Raw genomic sequence first — 21,325 nt, 5'->3', positions numbered from 1 at the left:
GGCACGTTCTTCAGTGCAGAGTTCAGAATATGACATGGATACAACACCCTACCGGTTTGGTCAGGTGTTGCACTCAGAATTTGCGGCCGAGGGGATTTGCTCTGAATTCAGGGGGATAATAACTCATTAAACAATTCTCCCTATACGAATCTCACACCGTCCCAGAATCTCCACATCATGCATATCATGCGGTTTGATCATTTCCGGCTGGTAGTGGTCGTTGTCGCTGATCAGGAACAGCGCGCCGCCCGCCAGGCGCTGCACCCGCTTGATCCGGCGCTCGTCGTACAGCAGCTCGTTAACTTTATTAACAAACCCTAACCCATGATCAGCTCTGACACCATTATTCCGAAGTCGATTTATCCTGCGAATGACCAACGATCTGAGTACTCAGCCCGCACGCCTCCTCCCGCAGGCTGTTGCTCTGGGCTGAATGGCCTTTTTTCCGTACAATGTCGCGGTAATAAATGCTCGCTTCTATTACGTCGCCCCGATGGGCCATTTCTACCTTTTTCATGACGTAACTTCATACCGCATCGATATGATGCAAGTGATTGATATGACGAATCAAATCCCTGCTAATGCTGCTCGGCGGTTTTCGGTTGCTCCGATGATGGACTGGACAACCCGGGACTACAGAGCCTTTGCGCGCACCTTGACCAGGCGTGCGTTGCTGTATACCGAGATGGTGACCACCGGTGCTATTTTGCATGGTTCACCGCGTGAACGCTTTCTGGGCTTTGATGAGGTTGAACACCCGATTGCGCTGCAGCTGGGCGGCAGCGATGCCGCTGAGCTTGCCGAGTGCGCAGCGATTGCCGAAGCGTGGGGGTACGACGAGGTCAATCTGAACGTCGGCTGCCCGAGCGACCGGGTGCAGAACAACATGATCGGCGCCTGTTTGATGGGCTACCCGGAGAAAGTCGCCGCGGCGGTCAAGGCCATGCAGGCGGCGGTATCGATCCCGGTGACCGTTAAATGCCGCATCGGCGTCGATGAGCAGGATGAAGACGCCGACCTGGCGCGGTTTATCGACACCGTGGCGGATGCTGGGTGCGATACCTTCACCGTGCACGCGCGTAAAGCCTGGCTCCAGGGCCTGTCGCCCAAGGAAAACCGCGACGTGCCACCGCTCAACTACCCCCGCGTTCATCGTTTGAAGCAGCAGCACCCGGCGCTGCACATCGGCATTAATGGTGGCATCAAGACCCTCGCCGAATGCCAGGCGCAGCTAGAGCACGTAGATAGCGTGATGGTGGGCCGCGAAGCCTATCAGAATCCCTGGCTGCTGGCAGGCGTGGACGAGCAGCTGTTCGGCACGCCGGGGCCCGCCGCCAGCCGTATGGACGCCGCCCGCGCCTTTCGCCCCTATATTCAGCGACGCCTGGACGAAGGCGCCAAGCTCAACCACATCACCCGCCATTTGCTGGGGCTGTTTCAGGGGTGCCCGGGCGGGCGGCGTTTCCGTCGGCATCTGTCGGAGCACGCCCATAAAGATGGTGCGGGGCTACGCCTGTTCGACGAGGCGCTGAGCCTGGTGCGCGAGCCGTCTGACGATGCCTCCCCTCTGCAATCAGCGGCCACCTCCCCAGATAACAGGCAGCCCGCTACCGCCTGACGGCAACGGGCTGCGAGACAGTGCCTGATTCGTTTATCTAGCGGTTATTCCCCCTCGATGGCGGTTATCTGCCGTGATCAGTACATGGAATCCGGGGGTGGATCCAGGCTCGAATTGAAGCTTTCGATGGCCGTTTCGGCCTCTTCGATGGCGTCAAAGCGGGCGATATGAAACAGCGCCTCGCCTTCGTTGGCCAGCGGCAGGCGGCTCATGCCGATGACGATGCCGTCGGCCATGGCGCGCACGTCACCTTCGTCGTTGCCGAACGGATCTGCCACCTTGCCCAGCACCTCGCCTTTGGCCACGCGCGCCCCCAGGCGCACCTTGGGACGCAGAATGCCGTCGATGGGCGCCCGCGCCCAGCTCGAGCCATTGGCGACTTCCGCCGGAGCCGGCGAACGTCGCCGCTGCTCGCCGCTGAGCATGCCCAGGCGGCGCATCACCCGCAGCACGCCGCGTACCCCCGGGGCAATCGCCCACTCGTCGAAGCGCAGCGCTTCCCCGGCTTCGTAGGTGAGCACCGGAATACCGCGGCTTTGCGCATAGTGGCGCAGGCTGCCCTCGCGCAGCTCGGCGTTGAGCACCACCGGCGCGCCAAAGGCATCCGCCATGCGCTCGGTTTCGCTTTCCGGGCTCAGCTGGGCACGGATTTGCGGCAGGTTCGTGCGGTGGATCGCCCCGGTGTGCAGGTCGATAATGTGCGTGGCGTGGTCGACGATTTCCTCGCGGAAAAGCGCCGCGACCCGGCCACCTAGAGAGCCGGACTCGCTGCCCGGAAAGCAGCGGTTGAGGTCGCGCCGGTCGGGCAGGTAACGGGTTTGCTGCAGGAAGGCGAATACGTTGACCACCGGCACGGCAATCAGGGTGCCCCGCAGGCTGTTGATGGCTTTGGCGCGCAGCACGCGGCGGACGATTTCCACCCCGTTGATTTCATCGCCGTGGATGCCGCCGCACACCAGCATCACCGGGCCGTTGCGTCGCCCGTGCACCACCTCGACGGGGATATGCAGCGGCGTATGGGTATACAGGCGTGCCACCGGCACATCGATTTGTAAGCGCTTGCCAGGGGCGATGCTGTGTCCGGCAAGTTGGAAAGCGGCTCGTGCCATTAGGTGTCTCGTTTTACGGGTCGCACAGCATGTACCGTCACGACGTTTAAAAACAGTGTTTCTACTCCCTCTTTATACGCTGGCCACACAAAAATACCAGCCCCAAGGGGCGTTAGCACCATCACGCGTTTCCATACACAATTGAATGTAAAACAATGACGGAATCAGATAAAATAAGCGCACCAATATCGTCAACGAGGTTGTGTTTCCATGGCAAGAAAGACAAAGGCTGAAGCAGCGGCCACGCGCGAGGCGCTACTCGATGCTGCGGAGGATATGTTCATGGAACACGGCGTCGCCCGCACGTCGCTCGAGCAGATTGCTCGCCAAGCCGGGATGACACGGGGGGCGGTTTACTGGCACTTTAAAAACAAGGGCGACATGTTTCGAGCCATGCTCGAGCGCGTCCATATGCCATTCCAGGATCTGGTGGATGAAATCGAGGCGCTCGAACACGACGTCTCCTCGCTGGAAGCCATTCGACTGGCCTGCCTCCAGGGACTGGAACGCTTCGAACAGCACCCCCGTGCGCGTCGGGTACACGCCATCCTGGTGCATCGCTGCGAGTTTTTCAGCGATATCGACCCGATCGCCATGCAGCAGGAAATCGCCGACGAATGCCGCGATTCGCTATACCAGCATCTACTTATTTCACAACAGCAGCAGATGCTCGCTGACGACCTCACCCCCGAAGTCGCCACCGACCTCCTCCAGTCCATGCTCTCCGGGCTGTTTCACGAGTGGATACGCGACCCCGACCGCTTTTCGATCTACGACCGTGGCGTGCCGCTGGTCAATCAGCTGATCGGCATGATGCATCGCTCGACACCAGCGGCACGCGCTGATCGCTAATGGGGCGCTAGCGTCCCCTCAGAGCGGGACTTCTTTGACTTGCCGTTTAGCTGACGCAGCCGGGTGCGGGTTTCGAGAAATGCATCCTTCGCAACGCTGCGGAACGCATCTTCCCCGGGCAGGTACTTGACCAGCACGCGATACTCCCCTTCGCTTTCCCGACGATCCTGCTTGCCAAGCAAACGCACCTCGCAGGATGAATCATCGGTGAGCACGGCGCGCCCTGGCTGCCCGTCGCTTGGTGCCTGAACGACCTTGACGCACTTACCCAGCAGGCTGCGGCGTGCCTGGTGGCGATGAAACCACGGCCCCATCTGCCGGCACAGGGTTTCGGCGATGGGCGACGCCACTGCAAAGCTGGCCCATAGCAGCACGACCCCAATCGGGATGATGAACAGCCCCACCGACAACCAGCGCAGCACCAGCAGCTCCACCGCCAGGGTCATGCCCGCCGCCAATACAATCAGCCAGCTCAGGGCGACCGTTGTCGGCACCCCGGCAAACCCCAGCGCGACCAGGGCGCTTGCCAGGTGATCATCGCGCAGGCTGTCTTTCTCGAACAGTTCCACGGGGGCGATTCGCAGCAGCACCAGTAGCCAATACAGCCCGACAAGGGGCAACAATACGCTGAACAGGATAAATGGAAACCCCATCATCAGTTGGCGTATGGTATCCATATCGCGTCCCTCCTACGCTTGTGCTCATGTCATTGAGCTTTGCCCTATCAGCGTAGCGGCCTGCCCTGGCAATAACATGTAGCAGCGCAGCATAAAAAACGGGCATCATCGCTCGCGATGATGCCCGTCAATTTTTGCTGGATCAGCGGGGTGGCTTAACGGCCTTGTTCCATCGCCGACTGATCGCTTTGCTGGGACTTACCGCGGAACTTGCGGCCTAACCAGTCAGAGATCTGGGCGATCATGACGTAGTAGCTGGGCACGAACAGGCTGCCCAGAATGGCCACCGTGGCCATGCCCACCGCCACCGTGGTACCGATGTGGTGACTGCTGACGTCACTCGCCCCCGTGGCCAAGGCCAGCGGCAGGGTTCCGAAGATAAACGCCAGCGACGTCATGATGATCGGCCGGAAACGCAGCTCGGCGGCGGTAATGGCTGCCTCTTTTATCGTCTTGCCTTGCTCCTTGCGCTGTAGCTCGGCGAACTCGACGATCAGGATGGCGTTTTTGGCGGCCAGGCCGACCACCACCAGCAGGCCGATTTCCACGTAGATACTGGTATCCAGCCCGCGCAGCACGATGCCGCCAACACCCCCCAAAAACGCAAAGGGCGTAGAGGTCAGCACCGCCAGCGGCAGCGACCAGCTTTCATACTGGGCCGCAAGGATCAGGAACACCATCAGGATACCGAAGACAATCGCAAGCGCTGCCGTATTGCCCATCTCGGCTTCCTGATAGGCGGTACCGGTCCAGCCCATGCCCCAGTTTCTACCCAGGTTATCGGCCACGATTTGATCCATCGCCTCGATCGCCTCTGCCGAGCTGTAGCCTTCCGCCGGGCCGCCCTGGAACTGCGCGCCCAGATAGACGCCAAAGCGCGACACCACGGCAGGTTTGGCTTCCCGCTCGAGGCTGACAAACTCGGACAGCGGAATACGCTCGCCATCGCCGCCGCGCACGTAGACGTGGTTCACGTCATCCGGCGTCAGGCGGAAATCGTCCTCGTTTTGCAGGTACACCTGGAAGTTACGGTTCTGGTAGCTGAAGTAGTTGACAAAGCCGGTACCGAACGTATTGGACAGCGTCGAATGCAGATCCTCCAGCGACACGCCGTAACTCAGCGCTTTCTGCTGGTCGATATCAGCGCGGTAGCCGGGCACGTTGACGCTGAAGGTCGTGAACACCTGCTCGAGCGCCGGGTGCGCGTTGGCCTTTTGCATGACCTGCAGCGAAGCTTCAAACAGCTCCTGAGGCGTCGCCCCGCCAAAGGACTGCAGATAACCGGTAAAGCCGCCGGTGGTCGACAGTCCCTGGATCGGGGGCGCATTGAACGCCCGGGCCGAGCCGCCGGGTATTTCAGCACCAATCTGCATGATCTGACCGACAAGCTCAGTAGCGGTAATATCGCGCTCGGACCAGGGCGCCAGGTTGATGAACATGACCCCTCGGGCGGTGTTCACCGAACTCGTCAGGATGTCGTAACCCGCCACCGCTGACGAATAGCTTACCCCCGGAATGGCTTCGACCCGTTCGCTGAGCGCGGCCATGTAATCCTGGGTGCGGTCCAGAGACGCCGCATTGGGCAACTGGATACTCGCCAACACCACGCCCTGGTCGGTTTCCGGCACCAGACTCGAGGGAGTGGTTTGATACAGCCACCATGAACCGCCGATGACCAAGCCAGTCAATACCAGCGCCAGTCCCCAAAAGCGTACCAGGCACTTCACTGCCACCATGAACACCGCCGTGATGGCGGCAAACAGCCGGTCGAACAGGCGCAGCGGGGTGTTCACCGCGCGCATGAATTTGGACTGGCCGTGCTTGGCCTTGTGCTTGATAAAGATCGCCGACAGTGCGGGCGTGAAGGTCAGTGCCATCAGCGCCGAGAAGGCTACCGATATCGCCACGGTCAAGGCAAACTGCTGATAGATCTGCCCGGTGAAACCGCCGAGGAACGCCACGGGAATGAAGACCGCCGCCATGATCAGCGAAGTCGCGATAACCGGCCCGCCGACTTCCTTCATGGCGCGAATCGTGGCATCCCTCACGCTGATGTCATCGTCCTCGCTGAGCACCCGCTCAACGTTTTCGACCACCAGTATCGCATCGTCCACCACGATCCCGATCGACAGCACCAGCGCGAACAGCGTCAGCAGGTTGATCGAGAAGCCGAACATGTAAAAGCCCGCGAACGTTGCCAGTACGGATACCGGCACCACCGACATGGCGATCACCGTGAACCGCCAGTTCTGCAGGAAAATGAACAGAATGACGCCAACGATCAGGAAGGCTTCAATAAAGACTTTCACCACGGTCTTGACCGAGGCATCGATGAACAGCGTGGTGTCGTAGGGCACCGCGTACTCGAGCCCCGGCGGAAACCGTTCGCTGAGCTCTTCCATGGTGGCGTTCACCGCGCGCGCGGTTTCCAGCGCGTTAGCCCCCGGCTGCTGATTGATGATGATGGGCGCCATGGCCTCGCCGTTCAGGCGCGCATCCACCCCGTAAGACGAGGCGCCGAGTTCGATGCGCGCCACGTCATCCAGGCGCAGCGTCGAACCATCCGGGTTGGTACGCAGCGCAATATTGCGGAAATCGTCGACGTTGTTAAGCCGCCCGCCCGCCGTGATGGTGTAGGTGTAGGCGCGCGGGTCACTTTGCGGCGTGGCCGCCAGGCTGCCTGCCGGCACCTCGGTATTCTGGGCGCGGATGGCCGAGGCCAGCTCGGTGGGCGTCAGGTCGTACTGCGAGAGTTTTTCCGGATCCATCCAGATGCGCATGGCGAACTCGCCGCCGCCCAACACCTCGGCTTCACCCACCCCAGGTACCTGGCGGAGCTCGTCGATGACGTTTAGGGTGGCGTAATTCTGCATGAAGATGTTGTTGTAGTCGCCCTCCGGCGAGGTCAACGCCACAAACATCAATATCGAACTTGATTTCAGCTCGACGGTCACGCCCTGATCCTGCACGGCTTCGGGAAGCTGCGAGAGCGCCCCCTGCACCCGGTTGTTGACGTTGATGGTGTTGATATCGCCTTCGGTACCGATATCGAACGAGACGTCTAGCGACATGCTGCCGTTGTCGCTGCTGTTCGAGGTCATGTAGATCATGCCTTCGACGCCGTTGATCGCTTCCGCGATCGGCGCGGCAACGGTCTGGGCGACGGTTTCCGCGTCGGCCCCCGGGAACTGCGCCTGCACCGAAACGGTCGGCGGCACGACGTTTGGGTACTGCTCAATGGGCAGCACCCGCATGCTGACGACCCCGATGATGGTCAGGATAATCGCCAGAACCGTCGCAAATATGGGGCGACTGATGAAGAAATTAGAGAAATTCATTGCGAGGCGTCCCCTTCCTCACCGCCTTCCTGTTCACCGCCGGCCTGGTTTCCCTGGCCTTGCCGTGCCGGCTCGGCAGCTTCCGCCTGCGCTTCATCCAGGTTTTCAATCACTTCCTCGGCGCTGCCGCTAAACGGCTGAGGGTCGATCGCCGTCCCGGGTTCGATACCGGTAGGATCGCCGACCACCACGCGATCGCCTTCTTCCAGACCGTCGCGCAGAATCTGCCAAGGGCCGGCCATCTCGCCAAGGGTGACCGTGCGTGAGCGGGCGCGATTCTCATCGTCAAGTACGAAGACCTGGGGCCCCATCAGGCCTTGGGTAACGGCAATTTCGGGCACCGCATAAACGCCGTAGCGCTTCAGCCCCTCAAGGCTGACGCGGACGAATTGACCCGGCAGAATGTCCCCGTCGGGATTATCAAAGGTGGCGCTGGCCTGCACGGTGCTGGTGCGGTCGCTGACCCGCGACCCCAGATAATCAAGGCGACCTTCAAGGGACTGATCGTCTCCACCATCACGTCCGGGCAGCGCCAGGGTGGCGCGAATGTCTTCGACCGATTCCTCTGCATGCAGCTGACGGCGTAGGGCGAAAGCATCGTCTTGGGGCATCTGGAAGCGCACTTCCAGGGGATCCAGCGGGGTAATGGTGGCAAGCTCGCTGCCGGACTGCACCAGATTACCCACGTTGATCTCACTCAGGCTGATCATCCCGGCCACCGGCGCGGTCACCTCGGCATAGTTCAGATCGATCTGGGCGCTTTCCAGCGCCGCTTCGGCCTGGGCGACATTGGCCCGGGCAACACCCAGGTCTGCACGCGCCTGATCATAATCCTGACGGCTTACCGAATTTTGATTGAGCAGCCGCTCAAAGCGCTCGGCGTCGCGCTGAGCGCGGGAAAACTCCGCCCGAGCGCTTTGCAGATCCGCTTCGCGCTGGTTCACCGTAGCGCGATAGACATCCGGCTCGATGGAATACAGCAGCTGGTCTTGTTCGACAAATTCACCCGGCTCGAAGTGACGTTCCTGCAGGTAGCCGGTGACCCGTGCCACCAGCGTCACTTCATCGTCGCTGCGCAGCAGCGAGGCGTAGGATTTATCCAACGGCAGGTCTTGTCGGGCAGCCTCCATGACCTCGACCGGCATGGGCGGTGCTTCCTGTTGCTGCTGGCCTTCCGCTTGTTCGGCCTGTTCTTCCTGGCCGCAGGCAACGAGCAGCGCACTAGCGCCTACGACCATGAGCGCGCTGCGAACGCCATAAACCATCTTTTTCATTACGTTTTCCCTTGAGGCGCTTGTTAAACCGGCACAGACTACAACCATACATGTATGAATGTAAATATTTGACGGCCTCAGGGGCCGCCATATAGACCGTTACTGATCAAGCTCAGGACGCTCACCAATGTTGGTGACGCTTGAGTTGCTGTCTTCGGGCAGCGTGAAGGTCACCTCTTCGCCTTGAAGCCAGGCGTTGATCTCTTCGACGGCCTCGACGTCCAGACGGCCGGCTTGCTGGCGCAACGTCAACAGATTGACGACGTAGTCATAGCGGGCCTGGGCGTAGTCGGAGATCGCGTTGTAAAGATTCTGCTCGGCGTTCAGTACGTCAACGATGTTGCGGGTACCCACTTCGTAGCCGGCCCGGGTGGCGTCCAGGGCGCTCTGGTTGGATACGATGGCCTGTTCGCGAGCATCCACGGTGGAGACGTCGTTGCTGACCTGGGTGTATAGCGAGCGTACCTGCTGAACGGTGTCGCGGCGCTGGGCTTCAAAGTCATACTGACTGGCTTCCAGCTGGTAGGTGCTCTGGCGGATGCTGGCCTGGGTGCTGCCCCCGGTATACAGCGGCCAACTGGCGCTCAAGCCTATCTGGCTTGAGGTGTCATAGCCCTCGATACCGTCGATATCGTTGTCGGCATACTGGTAGTTCGCGAAGGCTTCAAGGGTGGGTAACCGCTGGGCTTCGGCGATACCGACGCCGCTGCGGGAAACTTCAACGCCGGCCTGCTCGGCGAGCACCAGCGGATTGTTCTGCACCGCTAGATCTACCCATTCATCGCGATTGGATGGGCTCGGCGGGGCAATGGGATAGTCGTCGCTCAACGCCTCGATGTTGGCGTAGCGCTGTCCGGTCAAACGCTCGAGCACCTCGAAGCTGACCTGCAGATCGCTCTGCGCGGCGATCCGCTCCGCGCGGGACTGGTCGAAGCTTGCCTGGGCTTCCTCGACTTCGGTAATCGCGATCAGGCCGACTTCGAACTGCTCTTCTGCCTGCTCGAGCTGGCGACCGATGGCGCGCTCCTGGGCCAGGCGGGCGTCGAGAATGTCGTTGGCGCGCAGAATGTCGAAGTACGCCGTTGCCACGTCGATCAGCACTTGCTGCTCGGTGGACGCCAGCACGTAGACCTGCTGGTCGATTTGCCGCTCGGCTTGGGTCACTTCCCGGCTGTTACGCGCGTCAAACAAGGCCTGCGAAGCTTCGAGGGTCAGGCTGACGCTATTGAACGGGTCATCATTGCCGGCGGTGTTACCTGTTCCTTGACCGACTTGTCCGGCCTGGGTGCTTGCAGCACTGCTCTGGCTCTCATACTGGCGGTTGTGCACCACGTTGCCCGAGGCATTCACCTGGGGCAGCAGGTCGCCACGGGCGACGTCACGCGCCGCTTCGACACTGTCGGTTTCGGAACGCACGGAATTCAACTCGGCATTGTTTTCCAGCGCATCGCGGGTAATGGTGAGCAGGTCAGCCGACCAGGCGGGCACCGCCCATACCGAGAGCACTAACGCGGGGAGCAGCTTACGCTGCACCGTAAAGGAACGAAGGGTTTTGAAAGCCGACGTGGAAGGGAGTCGCAGCATAGCGTTTTCCTCATAAATAGAGCGGTCTGGATGCTTACATACATTGTCGCATGTTTTTTTGGCGATACCAGACCCTGATCTGATTTTCCGTGCAAGTTGCAGGTTTCTTTTCGCCATGGCGACCCAGACGCGACACCGTGCCAGTTCGCTTACTCAACCGCGCCGCCTTAACTCCACGCGTTTTCCTCGGCGAGTGTTTCTCGACTATGCTTACGGCATCGTGTTGCATAGCAATATAGACCTATTGAGGCCTGCCATGGATCGCATCGACTATATCAATGTTCGCCAGCTGGAAATCGCCGTGCGTATCTGGCATCCCGATGCACCTAACACCGTGATCGCCTGGCACGGGCTTGCGCGGCACGGTGGCGACTTTGCCTCCCTGGCCCAGCAATTGGGCCCCCAGTGGCGGGTTATCGCCCCCGACACGCCTGGGCGCGGGCTTTCCAGCTGGTCGATGTATCCTGCCAATGATTATTTATATAGCCACTATGTGACGATTGCACTGGCGGTGCTCGACCACTATGGCATTGAGCGAGCCAACTGGATCGGTACCTCGATGGGCGGTTTGCTGGGCATGCTGCTGGCGGCGGATGACACTACCGCCCATCGCATTCGCTGCCTGGCACTCAACGATGTGGGCCCCGAACTGGACGGCCAGGCGCTGGCGGAGATGGCCACCTACTTTAGCGTCCTCAAGCGTTTTTCCACGCTCAGCGAGCTGCAGCAGGCGCTTGAGCAGCACTATCAGGGGTTTGGCCACCTTTCCCGCCACGAGTGGCAGCAGATGACATTGAGCAGTGCACGGCGCCTGCCCGACGGTAGCTGGAGTTTTCATTACGACCCGCGCATAGGCGAGCAGTTTATCCATGATACGCCCCGCGATACCTGGAGCGACTGGCAACGCATTCGCTGTCCACTGATGGTCATTCGCGGCGAGCATTCTCAACTTCTGCAAGCTGCAAGCATCACGCGCATGCAGCAAGATCAGCCCCAACTGGAAACGCTTGAGGCGGCTGGCTGCGGTCACGCGCCGATGCTCAACAATGCCCAGCAGGTGGTGCCACTCAAGCGTTTCCTTGCGCGCCACGCCGGTATCAGCCCCTTCCCGGCGAGGCGTCCGGGGCAGTGGCTCAGCGATTGGTGGCAACGTCTTATAAAACATCGCGGTTAAAAGTGGTCAATGCAGTTAAAAATGATAGTTGATCAGCGCGCCGCCCATGACCTGCGTCTCGTTACCCACGTCGTCGACGATCGGGCTGTCAGCAGCGTCGCCCGTTAACCGGGTGATGCCCATCAGCCCCGTGACCGACCAGTCACGGCTCAGGTAGTAGCTCAGACGGCTGGTCAAGCCCATGCGCAAATAGCCATCGTTGGGTCGATAAACAGCAAGCCCCGAGCGAGCGCTCTCGACCGGCGAAATGCCAAACATATCCTCGGTCCAGTCGTCGCTGCTGTAGGTCAGCTCCGGGCCCACGGAAAAGGCCATCTGTTCGGACAGCATGGTCTGCCAGCTGGCCTTGAGCTCGGCGTCATAGCCGTCTATATCGCCGCCCAACGGGGTTCGAGTCGCCGCCTCCAGCCCCCAGGGGCCGTCTGAATAGCGGGCGCGAACCCCCAGCGCTGCTGCGTCATCCACTTTGTCCAACCCGCTAAGCTCGCCGTCGTTGTCACGTCCTGACAGGTAGCTGATGAACGGGGACACTTCCCAGTTGCCCTGGCGGAACAGGTTCAAGCCGATCCCGTCGCGCACGCTGGCATAGAAGGTATCGCCATAGGTGACGCTGACGCTCGGCCAGGCGCGGGTTTCGTGGTCGTCGCTACCCAGATATTCGGGCACGCTGAACACACCGGCGCCAACGCTTCCTTCCCACTGCGCGAAAGCGCTGCCTGAAGCAACCACGAGTAACGTGGATAATGCAGCTGCACGCCCCAGCGGGCGGAACCTGCGCGATGCTGAAAGTGGCATAGCCAATAGTCTCGATGTCATGGTGGAGCCCAATACTCTAGTGGCGGCAGGAAGCAATACCTTTGACAATCCCAGGCCGTCTTCCTTGACGCTAGCGTTTGACGGGCCAGCCGCCATCACCGTGATGGGCTGGGGCTGGATCGTCGGGAATCATGGCGCCAAAGCGCGACATAACATACATTAATGAATGTAAACTAGCACTCGCTCCGGATCTCGTCAATTTAACTTCTACCCGGTTGCCAATGTTTGTACAAGAATTATTCAACGCCCGGTGCCAGCACCTGGGAAGCCTGAGCCAAAGGGGTGCAATGCCCGCTGTCCAAGACACCGAGTCATCCAACGAAAAGTGCCACCAGATCGCGGCCTGCCCGCCTGAAGGCCTTGATGCTTTATGACGGGGCACTTGCAGATTTAGGCGCCGCTGCATGGTGCAGAATTACGCCGCCCATCGTATAAGCCTTATATAAGCGCCCACCTCCCGACACCCTATGGATGGCCGGCGAACTATTTAACGTACTGATATAGAGGAATTTAAAAGTCAGTCACTCGCTTTATCCGCTAGTTGGCATAGCAAATGCAACCGTCTGCAGGCGAGAAAGTGCCTGCGATATCCAGATTAGGCCAAAGGATTAGCACTGGACTATTTAACGCGGCGTTAATGAACCGAAATGACGAAGGAAAACCTCTCTATGTCATATCTAATGCCCAGTGAATTCGTCACTAAGCTGGTCGACCAGGGTGAAGCCAAGGTGTATATGGGCACCCGGGACACGCTTATTCGCGCCTTCATGGCCGGGGCGACCCTCGCACTGGCGGTTATCTTTGCCATCACCATCGCGACGCAGACCGGCAATTTCCTGATTGGCGCCCTGCTCTTCCCCGTTGGCTTTGTCATGCTCTATCTGATGGGCTACGACCTGCTCACCGGGGTATTCACCCTGGTGCCGATCGCCTGGCTCGACAAACGCCCCGGCGTCACGCTGCCGCGCATGCTGAAGTGCTGGGGATTGGTGGGGCTCGGCAACCTTGGGGGCGCACTATTCATTGCCACCTTCGGCTACCTGAACTTCACCATGGGCGGCACCGAGGAAATCAACGCCGTCGGCCAGACGATGATGTCCGTCGGTGAAAGCCGCACCGTGGGCTACCAGGATGCGGGACTTGCCGGCTGGATCGTGCTGTTCATGCGGGGCATGTTCTGCAACTGGATGGTCTCAATGGGCGTAGTGGGTGCCGCGATTTCCACCACGGTTTCCGGCAAGATCATGGCCATGTGGATGCCGATCATCGTGTTCTTCTATCTCGGCTTCGAGCACTCCGTGGTCAACATGTTCCTGTTCCCGATCGGCCTGATGATGGGCGCCGACTTCACCCTGTACCAGTACATCATGTGGAACGAAATTCCCACGGTGCTGGGTAACCTGGTGGGTGGGCTGACCCTGGTAGGTCTGGTGCTCTACACCACCCACGTGCGTACCCAGCCCAAAAAGAACCTGTCTTGAACGTCGCCCTGTCGGCAATCAAAGGGCTCCATCGGCCCTCCACTTCAGAGGAGAACCCTCATGGATAAGCTTGAAATGCGCCACACCCTGCTTGCCGCCAAAGCGCGCAAGAAAATGAGCTGGGACGATATTGCCAGCGCCGTGGGAATGTCGCCGGTATGGGTGGCCTCGGCCTGCTACGGCATGAACAGCGCCAGCCCCGATATCGCCAAGAAGATCTGCACGACACTGGACGTGGATGGCGACATCGCCGAGGCTCTGGTGGCCTTCCCCACCAAGGTGTGGGACGAAGCCATTCCCCAGGACCCCTTCATCTATCGTCTTTATGAAGTGGTCGGCGTGTATGGAGAAACACTCAAGGACGTGGTGCAGGAGCAGTTTGGCGACGGCATCATGAGCGCGATCGATTTCACCATGGAAGTGGATAAGGTCGAGGACCCCAAAGGCGACCGCGTACTGCTGACCCTCAACGGCAAGTTCCTGCCCTACAAGTCCTGGTAAGTCTCAAGCGTGGCGATGCTGCGCTCCACGCCGCTGCGAAAGCTCGTGCCAAATAGCAGAACGTGGTTGAGCAGCGGATACAGCTGGAATAACGCCTCACGCCTCGGCCAATCGGTCGGGGCGTCGCCGTTCCAGTAGGCCTCGAAAAAAGTGTCATCCAGTGAGCCAAAGAGGGTCAACATGGCGATATCGACTTCCGGGTAGTGCCGGTAGATCGCCGGGTCGATGATGGCCGGACCGCTGGGGGTATAAAGCACATTGCCGTACCACAGATCGCCGTGCACCAGACTTGCGGGCCGGTTGGGCAGCCAGTCTGCAAGCGTATGGGCCTGACGCACGATGCGCTCGAAAAGCGACTTGTCGATCAGGCCACGCTGATAGCAGGCCTCACCGAGCGGCAATAGCCGCCGCTCGCGCTGGAAGGCACGCCCATCGCCAAGCGGCGCATTGGGCTGAGGGGTTCGGCCACAGGCGTTGTCCCAGTGCCAGCCATGCTGCTCGGCCACACTCGAATGCAGCTCTTTCAGGCCTTCGCCCAGTGCGGCATCATCGCGCTTGCCGGACGTATCCAGCGCTTCCATCACCAGCCAGCCGTCCGCCAGCCCCAGGACCTGAGGCACCACCAATCGGGTGCACGCCCCTCTTAGCGCCCGCAAGGCTTCGGCTTCGCCGCGCAGCTGATCTGCCTCATCGTGCTTGACGACGACGCTTCCCTGGTCGGTATCCAGTTGGTAAACGGCGGCGATATCGCCGCCACTCAACGGCTGCAACCCACCCTTGGGGGTTAAACCGGACGATTCGAGTAACGCGGTTAGGGCTGACTCCATCAACCTGCTCCTGAGCGCTGAATGTCAATCCATTGTGCCTGGCGGTTATGGCCTGCGTCGACTCATCCCAGGCGCTGATCAATCAGCGTTTCAAGCTCGAGCTGGTCGTCGTGGAAACGACGAATCCCTTCCGCCAGCTTGTCGTTGGCCATGGGATCCTGATTATGGCCCCAGCGGAAGTCGGCTTCGCTGAGCGCGGGAAACGGCTTACCGTTGCCGCCTGGCGATGCAATCTGTGGGGCCACCTCGCCGTCTGCCGATGCCAGCTCTTCGAGAAGGGCCGGGGAAATCGTCAGCCGCGGGCAGCCTGCCAACGCCAGCACCTGGCCGGTGGTGCGGAAACTGGCGCCCATCACGACGGTCTCGTAGCCGCCCTGATTAGCGCGTTCACAAACACCACGCACGAACAGAACACCCGGGTCGTTTTCTGGTGTGTAGTCATTGCCGGTGGCGTTCTTGTACCAGTCGGTCACGCGCCCCACGAAGGGCGAGATAAGAAACACGCCCGCATCAAAACAGGCTTGCGCCTGGGCATCGCTGAACAGCAGCGTCAGGTTGCACTGAATGCCTTCGCGCTCGAGCACCTCGGCGGCGCGAATGCCCTCCCAGGTGGACGCCAGCTTGATCAGCACGCGATCGCGGCCAACGCCTCGGGCTTCATAAAGCTCGATCAACTCGTGGGCCTTGGCGATGCTCGCCTGGGTGTCAAACGACAGCCGGGCCGCCACTTCGGTGGACACACGCCCCGGCACCACGGCGGCAATTTCGCTGCCTACCGCCACCGCCAACCGGTCAACGGCGTGGGGCACCTGCTGCTCGCGCGCTCCGCCGGCGGCTTTCACCTGGCTCAGTTCTTCGTCGATCATCGCCTGATAGCCCGGCAGGCTGAACGCCTTGAGCAATAGCGACGGATTGGTGGTGGCGTCCTGCGGCTGGTAGCGGCGAATCGCTTCCAGGTCACCGGTATCGGCCACCACCAGTGAGTGTTGTTTTAACTGCTGTAATTGATCAGCCATACATAAATCTCCTTATTGACCGCGTACCTGTCTTTTAATCAGTGTGGCCGTGGCGCTGGTGAAGCGCACTGCAATAACGCGAATACGCCATCTGGTAAGCGGCCACCCGCGCGGGGTCGGGATCCGCCTGGGATTGGGCATCCAAGGTTACCAGTCGTTCACATAGCGCTTCCAGCGTAACGCCTGAGTCCCGCTGGTCGCACCACGCTGCCTGCAGAGCGGCACCCAGCGCCGCAGCATTGGTGATTTCCGGGCAGGTCAGAGGTTAAATCGTCATCATACAAAGTCAGCGGGACGACCAGAAGTCGCCTATTCGCTACTATGACGGTATATCAACCATACACCAAGGTGATACCAGGAGGCGTTAACCCATGTATAAGCTGGCATTTTTCGTTCCCACCGAGGACGCGGAAAGCGTCAAGGAAGCCGTATTCGAGACCGGCGCGGGGCGCATTGGCGACTACGAGGCCTGCTGCTTCCAGACCCGAGGTACTGGCCAGTTTCGCCCGCGTCAGGGCGCCGACCCGCACATCGGTGAGGTCGGCGAGCTTGCCTACGTAGAGGAGTTGAAAGTCGAGCTGGTGTGCGAGGACGACCGTATCCAGGCCGCCATCGCCGCGTTGAAGCTGGCCCACCCTTACGAGGAGGTGGCCTACGATGTGTGGGCGCTGGCGGATCTTTAAGCGCTACCGGCATAGCGCTCACGGTCTTCCGGGTTGATCGCGCTGATGTGCAGCGGATACTCGTGGCGTACGCGGTCGGCGTAGAAGTGGCGTAGGGTTTGCTCGATGGTGGGAAACGCAAGCTCGTCCCAGGGAATTTCATGCTCTTCGAACAGCGCCACCTCCAGACTTTCCGGCCCGGCGTTGAAGCCGCCGGTCAGCTCGGCGCGAAAAATCATATAGACTTGATTGATATGCGGTAGGTCAATCAACGTGTAGAGATTGGCCAGCGCCACCTCCGCGCAGGCTTCTTCACGGGTTTCGCGAGTGGCGGCCTGTTCGGTGGTTTCGGCATTTTCCATGTAGCCCGCCGGCAGGGTCCAGTAGCCCTTGCGCGGCGAAATGGCCCGCTTGCAGAGCAGTACCCTGGTACCGCTGACAGGTAACGTGCCCGCCACGATGCGCGGGTTTTGATAATGGATGGTGCCGCAGGCATCGCACAGGTAGCGCGGGCGGTCATCGCCTTCAGGAACGGCAAAACGGACGGTATTGCCACACTGGCTGCAAAAGTTCATTGCGATTTCTCTACGGCTGCTGGGTAAAAGGAAACAATGCTTAAGGATGCTCCATGTTAGAGACACTTCGCAAACGCCTGCAATACCTCTCGCCTCAACGGCTAGACCACGTTGTCATGCCCGAGGCTGGCGTGTTGTTGCCCATTGTCGAGCGTCCCACCCCCACGCTGCTGTTTACCCGGCGCGCCCGCCACCTCAGCACCCACAGCGGCCAAGTCGCTTTTCCGGGCGGTAAGCGCGAAGCCCATGATCGCGACCTTTACGCCACGGCGCTGCGCGAAGCCCAGGAAGAAATCGCTCTCGACCCCGGGCGCGTCAGCCCGCTGGGGCGGCTGTCCGACGTCATTTCGCTGCATGGCATCCGCGTGACGCCCTGGGTGGGCATTATCCCGCCCGACCTTCCTCTGGTAGCCGACCCCGGCGAACTGGATGCTATTTTCGAGGTGCCCCTGAACCATTTTCTTGACGACCGGCGAACCCATACCGACGTCATCACGGTGGACGGCGTGGCCCATTACGTGCCGAGCTATCAGGTCGACGGCCACGTCATCTGGGGCTTGTCGGCCATGATGCTCGTTGAACTGCTGGCGGAAGGCTTCGGCATGCCGATCGACCTTTACCAGCGCCCGCCCGGTGCGCTGCGCCACTACCCGGCGCGCCACACCCGCAAGTCGTCTGCCGCTTCGTCCCCTCATTCAACACCCTCGAGACCCAACGAATGACCCCAAGCGTTAATTTATCGTCTTCCGTACTATCCACCGCGACCCAGGTGGCGCTGGTCGATGCGCTGGTCGAACAAGGCTGGTACGTCGGTCGAGGCGTCATTGACCAGGATCTGTGCCACGCGCTTCACCGCGAGCTGCTACACATGGCCGACCACAATGCCCTCGATGAGGCGGGCATCGGTCGCGGCCAGCAACATCACCTACGCAAGGACATCCGTGGCGATGCCATCCACTGGCTCGACCGCAAAAGTGAAGCCCAGCGGCGCTATTTGATGGCCATGGAAGACTTGCAGCAGGCCCTCAACCAATCGCTGTTCCTGGGCCTGTTCGAATATGAGGCCCATTTTGCCCATTACCCGCCCGGGGCCTTCTATCAGCGTCACGTCGATAGCTTTCGTGGCCGCGCCAACCGCGTGATCTCCACTGTAGGGTATCTCAACCCTGACTGGCCCGCCGACGGCGGCGGCGAGATGGTGCTGTACCAGCCCGACGACCCCAGCCGGGAAGTGGCCCGCGTGGTGCCCGAGGCCGGCACCTTCGCGTGTTTCCTGTCGGAAACCATTCCCCACGAAGTGCTGCCCACCCACCAGCCCCGCGCCAGTATCGCCGGCTGGTTCCGGCGCAATGCGTCGCTTGGCGGCGTACTGGATCCGTCCCGCTAACCAGGCGATGCGTCCCGTTCACGGCCATAAAAAAGTCCGCCTGGGCGGCGGACTTTTGCACACTCAATGACAACTCGCATTGTCAGGGAAAGCGGGCTCAGTGCTTGAGCGTTGCGCTCATGGTGATCTCGGCGTTGAGGACTTTGGAGACCGGGCAGTTGGCCTTGGCCGTCTCGGCGGCTTCCTTGAAGGTCGCGTCGTCGGCGCCGTCGATGTCGGCCTCGACGTCAAGGTGAATGGCCGAGATATCGAATCCGGCGTCGCTTTGGGAGAGCGTTACCTTGGCGGTGGTGTTGATCGACGTTGCGGTCAGGTCTTTTTCACCCAGCACCATCGACAGGGCCATCGAGAAACAGCTGGCGTGGGCGGCGCCGATCAGCTCTTCCGGGTTGGTGCCTTTTTCGTCCTCGAAGCGTTTCTTGAACGAATAGCTTGCATCCAGCACGCCACTTTCCGTGGCCACCTTGCCACGACCGTCCTTGAGTCCACCTTCCCAACGTGCGCTTGCTTTACGATCCATGAATAGCTCCTTCGGCGTCAAATGTCAGGTTGTTGATGGAGCCGCTCTCTTGTCTGCGGCTGCCTCACCAGCGTAGCTTATTTTTGACGCCCTGCCGACAACGTCAGGTTCCATTGGCGTGAAGACGGTCGTAAGCTAGTCAGCCTTATGTCACCTCTTTCGTGCAAGGACTCGCCATGTCGTCGGCAGACGCGCTCAGATTGATGCTACTTTCCTCTCTATGGGGCCTGTCCTTTATTTTCATGCGCGTCGCGGTGCCCGAATTCGGCCCGATTCCGCTTATTCTGGTGCGCATGGGCGTGGGCGCACTGCTGCTGATTCCGTTCCTGCTCAGCCTTCACTACCTGCGCTTGATCTGGCAGCACAAAGGCCCGCTGCTGCTGCTGGGTGTTATCAACCACGTGCTGCCGTTCTCGCTGCTGGCCCTGGCCACGACCCGCCTGGAAGCGGGGTTCACCTCACTGATCAACGCCACTACGCCGATTTTCACCGCCCTGCTCGGAACGCTGTTCTTCGCCACCCCGATCATTCGCCAGCAATACCTGGGGCTGGCGCTGGCACTACTGGGGGTTTATGTGCTGTCGGCGGATCGGCTCGACTTCGCGGTCGGCGGAGACGGCTGGTTTATTCTTGCCGTGCTGGGCGCCACGTTCTGCTATGGAATTGCCGGCAATTACTCCAAGACCCGCTTGAGCCACCTGCCCAGCCGGGTGCTGGCCGCCGGCAGCAGCGCCATGTCGGCCCTGGTATTGCTGGTGCCGGGACTTTTGTGGTGGCCAAGCGACCCCATCTCACCGCTGGCGTGGGGCAATGCCCTGGCGCTGGCCACGCTCAGCACGACCCTGGCTTTCCTGCTGTACTTTGGCCTGCTCGCCAGCGCAGGCGCCACCGCCACCTCGACGGTGACGTTCCTGGTGCCGGTCAGCGCGCTGCTTTGGGGCTATCTGCTGCTCGACGAAACGCTCAGCCTGCAGGTAATCACCGGCATGCTGATCACGCTCCTGGGCACGGCCATTGCTACCCGCCTGCTCCGCCTCAGGCGTCGCGCTCGCGTGCCTCAAGCGCCGCCCCCACCCGGATAACCGCCCCGTCACCCTTGAGCAGCGTCGCGTTCTGACCAAAATGCGCGCCTTTCAAGGCCGGCTGGGTATTCAGCGCCAGCAGGGTCTTGAGGGGCTCGGCCGGTTCCTGAATGACCGCTGTCTGCTGATCGATGGTGGTGATCTTGCAGCGCTGGCAAGGTTTGCGCAGGGCAAACTGAAACGTCCCCGTTGCGTCGGCAAGGGTGGCCCAGCGGTCTTCGGCCCACGGGGTGTCGCTGTCGATCACCACGTTGGGCCGAAAACGACTCATGGGTACCGGGTCATGGCCCCCGGCCACCAATGCATCGTTCAGGGCCGCAAGCGACCCGGTGGTGGTCAGCAAAAACGGATACCCATCGGCAAAATAGGTGTGGGCGGCGCCCCCGGCCAGAAAGTCCTCCTCGACGCTGCGCTGAAAGTCGGTGGCGAAGCGCACCAGGCTGAGCCCGCTGGCCGATGTGCCAAGCGACGCTTCCAGCCAGCGCGAAACCTCATCGCTTTCAGGCAGCGCCTTGCAGTGGTCATCCCAGACGCTCACCAGGCGAAGATTACCCTCGGGCTCGGCCAGCGGTACGGCAAGCGGTTCGACGTCGGGATGCGAAAGCACCAGGGCATCGCCGCTGAGCGCTACGCCCACGGTCGCCAGCGCCGGTATCTGGCGCTGGGTGACAAACCGTTGGCGGGCGTCGACCAGCATCCAGCGGCGATCCCAGGCCAGTCCATGCTCGTGCAGCTGGGTTTGTTCCAGGGCAATACCCTGCAGCGACTTGACCGGATAAACGTTGAGCTCTGAGATGTTCACAAGCGCGCCTCGATGCAAAGAAACAGACAC

The 21,325-nt window shown here is 60.7% G+C and carries 21 protein-coding genes; 9 read left to right on the top strand and 12 right to left on the bottom strand.

The features are described 5' to 3' along the window. Nucleotides 1-126: 126 nt before the first annotated feature. A complete protein-coding gene (locus tag QC815_RS17400; protein ID WP_422828730.1) occupies nucleotides 127-240 on the bottom strand; it encodes a hypothetical protein in 114 nt (37 codons plus the stop codon). 319 nt (nucleotides 241-559) lie between these two features. Here QC815_RS17400 and dusA point away from each other — a divergent pair, with 319 nt between their 5' ends. Continuing rightward, the gene (gene dusA / locus QC815_RS16695; protein WP_310541124.1) at nucleotides 560-1,618 is read left to right on the top strand and encodes a tRNA dihydrouridine(20/20a) synthase DusA; all 1,059 of its coding nucleotides are present in this window, start codon (nucleotides 560-562) and stop codon (nucleotides 1,616-1,618) included. Nucleotides 1,619-1,695: 77 nt separating this feature from the next. On the opposite strand, the gene QC815_RS16690 is transcribed toward dusA, so the two are convergent. Continuing rightward, the gene (locus QC815_RS16690; RefSeq protein WP_310541121.1) at nucleotides 1,696-2,727 is read right to left on the bottom strand and encodes a succinylglutamate desuccinylase/aspartoacylase family protein; all 1,032 of its coding nucleotides are present in this window, start codon (nucleotides 2,725-2,727) and stop codon (nucleotides 1,696-1,698) included. Between the two features lie 210 nt (nucleotides 2,728-2,937). Between QC815_RS16690 and QC815_RS16685 the strand changes: the two genes are divergently transcribed. After that, complete coding sequence (locus tag QC815_RS16685; RefSeq protein WP_230446331.1) at nucleotides 2,938-3,579, top strand: TetR family transcriptional regulator; 642 nt, start codon at nucleotides 2,938-2,940, stop codon at nucleotides 3,577-3,579. On the opposite strand, the gene QC815_RS16680 is transcribed toward QC815_RS16685, so the two are convergent. From QC815_RS16680 to QC815_RS16665, 4 genes are all read right to left on the bottom strand, one after another. Continuing rightward, complete coding sequence (locus QC815_RS16680; RefSeq protein ID WP_310541119.1) at nucleotides 3,576-4,256, bottom strand: hypothetical protein; 681 nt, start codon at nucleotides 4,254-4,256, stop codon at nucleotides 3,576-3,578. The genes QC815_RS16685 and QC815_RS16680 overlap by 4 nt on opposite strands. 155 nt (nucleotides 4,257-4,411) lie before the next feature. Beyond that, entirely contained in the window at nucleotides 4,412-7,594 is a 3,183-nt protein-coding gene (locus QC815_RS16675; protein WP_230446329.1) for an efflux RND transporter permease subunit, read from the bottom strand. Further along, nucleotides 7,591-8,868, bottom strand: a complete 1,278-nt coding sequence (locus QC815_RS16670) for an efflux RND transporter periplasmic adaptor subunit (RefSeq protein ID WP_230446328.1) — start codon at nucleotides 8,866-8,868, stop codon at nucleotides 7,591-7,593. The genes QC815_RS16675 and QC815_RS16670 overlap by 4 nt, the downstream gene beginning before the upstream one ends. Before the next feature lie 99 nt (nucleotides 8,869-8,967). Continuing rightward, nucleotides 8,968-10,452: a TolC family outer membrane protein gene (locus QC815_RS16665; RefSeq protein WP_310541116.1), complete on the bottom strand. Its 1,485-nt coding sequence runs from the start codon at nucleotides 10,450-10,452 to the stop codon at nucleotides 8,968-8,970. 256 nt (nucleotides 10,453-10,708) lie between these two features. Here QC815_RS16665 and QC815_RS16660 point away from each other — a divergent pair, with 256 nt between their 5' ends. After that, complete coding sequence (locus QC815_RS16660; protein ID WP_230446326.1) at nucleotides 10,709-11,626, top strand: alpha/beta fold hydrolase; 918 nt, start codon at nucleotides 10,709-10,711, stop codon at nucleotides 11,624-11,626. A gap of 15 nt (nucleotides 11,627-11,641) precedes the next feature. Here QC815_RS16660 and QC815_RS16655 read toward each other — a convergent pair whose 3' ends face one another. After that, on the bottom strand, nucleotides 11,642-12,421 hold the full coding sequence (locus QC815_RS16655; protein WP_230446325.1) for a MipA/OmpV family protein: 780 nt from the start codon (nucleotides 12,419-12,421) through the stop codon (nucleotides 11,642-11,644). Between the two features lie 689 nt (nucleotides 12,422-13,110). Between QC815_RS16655 and QC815_RS16650 the strand changes: the two genes are divergently transcribed. Continuing rightward, the gene (locus QC815_RS16650) at nucleotides 13,111-13,923 is read left to right on the top strand and encodes a formate/nitrite transporter family protein (protein WP_230446324.1); all 813 of its coding nucleotides are present in this window, start codon (nucleotides 13,111-13,113) and stop codon (nucleotides 13,921-13,923) included. A gap of 60 nt (nucleotides 13,924-13,983) precedes the next feature. Continuing rightward, the gene (gene cynS, locus QC815_RS16645; protein WP_310541111.1) at nucleotides 13,984-14,424 is read left to right on the top strand and encodes a cyanase; all 441 of its coding nucleotides are present in this window, start codon (nucleotides 13,984-13,986) and stop codon (nucleotides 14,422-14,424) included. Here cynS and QC815_RS16640 read toward each other — a convergent pair. Continuing rightward, nucleotides 14,409-15,251 (bottom strand): fructosamine kinase family protein, encoded by an 843-nt coding sequence (locus tag QC815_RS16640; RefSeq protein WP_310541109.1) that lies wholly within the window; start codon nucleotides 15,249-15,251, stop codon nucleotides 14,409-14,411. The genes cynS and QC815_RS16640 overlap by 16 nt on opposite strands. Nucleotides 15,252-15,313: 62 nt before the next feature. Further along, nucleotides 15,314-16,267, bottom strand: coding sequence for a transaldolase (tal, locus tag QC815_RS16635; RefSeq protein ID WP_310541107.1), 954 nt, complete (start codon nucleotides 16,265-16,267; stop codon nucleotides 15,314-15,316). Nucleotides 16,268-16,638: 371 nt separating this feature from the next. Between tal and QC815_RS16630 the strand changes: the two genes are divergently transcribed. Then, nucleotides 16,639-16,950: a YqfO family protein gene (locus QC815_RS16630; protein WP_230446310.1), complete on the top strand. Its 312-nt coding sequence runs from the start codon at nucleotides 16,639-16,641 to the stop codon at nucleotides 16,948-16,950. Here the strand turns inward: QC815_RS16630 and QC815_RS16625 are convergent. Beyond that, nucleotides 16,947-17,504 carry an NUDIX hydrolase gene (locus tag QC815_RS16625; RefSeq protein ID WP_230446309.1) on the bottom strand — a complete coding sequence of 186 codons (558 nt, stop codon included), beginning with the start codon at nucleotides 17,502-17,504 and terminating at the stop codon, nucleotides 16,947-16,949. The genes QC815_RS16630 and QC815_RS16625 overlap by 4 nt on opposite strands. A 53-nt stretch (nucleotides 17,505-17,557) precedes the next feature. Here QC815_RS16625 and QC815_RS16620 point away from each other — a divergent pair, with 53 nt between their 5' ends. Further along, entirely contained in the window at nucleotides 17,558-18,226 is a 669-nt protein-coding gene (locus QC815_RS16620; protein ID WP_310541102.1) for a CoA pyrophosphatase, read from the top strand. After that, a complete protein-coding gene (locus tag QC815_RS16615) occupies nucleotides 18,223-18,891 on the top strand; it encodes a 2OG-Fe(II) oxygenase (protein ID WP_310541100.1) in 669 nt (222 codons plus the stop codon). Before QC815_RS16620 ends, QC815_RS16615 begins: the two co-directional genes overlap by 4 nt. A 97-nt stretch (nucleotides 18,892-18,988) precedes the next feature. Here the strand turns inward: QC815_RS16615 and QC815_RS16610 are convergent, their stop codons facing one another. Further along, nucleotides 18,989-19,411: an OsmC family protein gene (locus QC815_RS16610; protein WP_230446306.1), complete on the bottom strand. Its 423-nt coding sequence runs from the start codon at nucleotides 19,409-19,411 to the stop codon at nucleotides 18,989-18,991. Between the two features lie 176 nt (nucleotides 19,412-19,587). Between QC815_RS16610 and QC815_RS16605 the strand changes: the two genes are divergently transcribed. Beyond that, entirely contained in the window at nucleotides 19,588-20,493 is a 906-nt protein-coding gene (locus tag QC815_RS16605; protein ID WP_230446305.1) for a DMT family transporter, read from the top strand. Here QC815_RS16605 and QC815_RS16600 read toward each other — a convergent pair. Further along, nucleotides 20,447-21,295 (bottom strand): MOSC domain-containing protein, encoded by an 849-nt coding sequence (locus tag QC815_RS16600; RefSeq protein WP_310541097.1) that lies wholly within the window; start codon nucleotides 21,293-21,295, stop codon nucleotides 20,447-20,449. The genes QC815_RS16605 and QC815_RS16600 overlap by 47 nt on opposite strands. Between the last annotated feature and the right edge of the window lie 30 nt (nucleotides 21,296-21,325).

The organism is Vreelandella gomseomensis, assembly GCF_031451645.1.
In the GTDB taxonomy this organism is placed as follows: domain Bacteria; phylum Pseudomonadota; class Gammaproteobacteria; order Pseudomonadales; family Halomonadaceae; genus Vreelandella; species Vreelandella gomseomensis.
The sequence above is the reverse complement of the archived record's forward strand: the minus strand, read 5'-3'. Positions and strand labels throughout refer to the sequence as shown.

Excerpts from the sequence above, each read along its gene's own strand:
- dusA (WP_310541124.1), top strand. The coding sequence starts at position 560 with ATGACGAATCAAATCCCTGCTAATGCTGCTCGGCGGTTTTCGGTTGCT.
- QC815_RS16690 (WP_310541121.1), bottom strand. The coding sequence starts at position 2,727 with ATGGCACGAGCCGCTTTCCAACTTGCCGGACACAGCATCGCCCCTGGC.
- QC815_RS16685 (WP_230446331.1), top strand. The coding sequence starts at position 2,938 with ATGGCAAGAAAGACAAAGGCTGAAGCAGCGGCCACGCGCGAGGCGCTA.
- QC815_RS16680 (WP_310541119.1), bottom strand. The coding sequence starts at position 4,256 with ATGGATACCATACGCCAACTGATGATGGGGTTTCCATTTATCCTGTTC.
- QC815_RS16675 (WP_230446329.1), bottom strand. The coding sequence starts at position 7,594 with ATGAATTTCTCTAATTTCTTCATCAGTCGCCCCATATTTGCGACGGTT.
- QC815_RS16670 (WP_230446328.1), bottom strand. The coding sequence starts at position 8,868 with ATGAAAAAGATGGTTTATGGCGTTCGCAGCGCGCTCATGGTCGTAGGC.
- QC815_RS16665 (WP_310541116.1), bottom strand. The coding sequence starts at position 10,452 with ATGCTGCGACTCCCTTCCACGTCGGCTTTCAAAACCCTTCGTTCCTTT.
- QC815_RS16660 (WP_230446326.1), top strand. The coding sequence starts at position 10,709 with ATGGATCGCATCGACTATATCAATGTTCGCCAGCTGGAAATCGCCGTG.
- QC815_RS16655 (WP_230446325.1), bottom strand. The coding sequence starts at position 12,421 with ATGCCACTTTCAGCATCGCGCAGGTTCCGCCCGCTGGGGCGTGCAGCT.
- QC815_RS16650 (WP_230446324.1), top strand. The coding sequence starts at position 13,111 with ATGTCATATCTAATGCCCAGTGAATTCGTCACTAAGCTGGTCGACCAG.
- cynS (WP_310541111.1), top strand. The coding sequence starts at position 13,984 with ATGGATAAGCTTGAAATGCGCCACACCCTGCTTGCCGCCAAAGCGCGC.
- QC815_RS16640 (WP_310541109.1), bottom strand. The coding sequence starts at position 15,251 with ATGGAGTCAGCCCTAACCGCGTTACTCGAATCGTCCGGTTTAACCCCC.
- tal (WP_310541107.1), bottom strand. The coding sequence starts at position 16,267 with ATGGCTGATCAATTACAGCAGTTAAAACAACACTCACTGGTGGTGGCC.
- QC815_RS16630 (WP_230446310.1), top strand. The coding sequence starts at position 16,639 with ATGTATAAGCTGGCATTTTTCGTTCCCACCGAGGACGCGGAAAGCGTC.
- QC815_RS16625 (WP_230446309.1), bottom strand. The coding sequence starts at position 17,504 with ATGAACTTTTGCAGCCAGTGTGGCAATACCGTCCGTTTTGCCGTTCCT.
- QC815_RS16620 (WP_310541102.1), top strand. The coding sequence starts at position 17,558 with ATGTTAGAGACACTTCGCAAACGCCTGCAATACCTCTCGCCTCAACGG.
- QC815_RS16615 (WP_310541100.1), top strand. The coding sequence starts at position 18,223 with ATGACCCCAAGCGTTAATTTATCGTCTTCCGTACTATCCACCGCGACC.
- QC815_RS16610 (WP_230446306.1), bottom strand. The coding sequence starts at position 19,411 with ATGGATCGTAAAGCAAGCGCACGTTGGGAAGGTGGACTCAAGGACGGT.
- QC815_RS16605 (WP_230446305.1), top strand. The coding sequence starts at position 19,588 with ATGTCGTCGGCAGACGCGCTCAGATTGATGCTACTTTCCTCTCTATGG.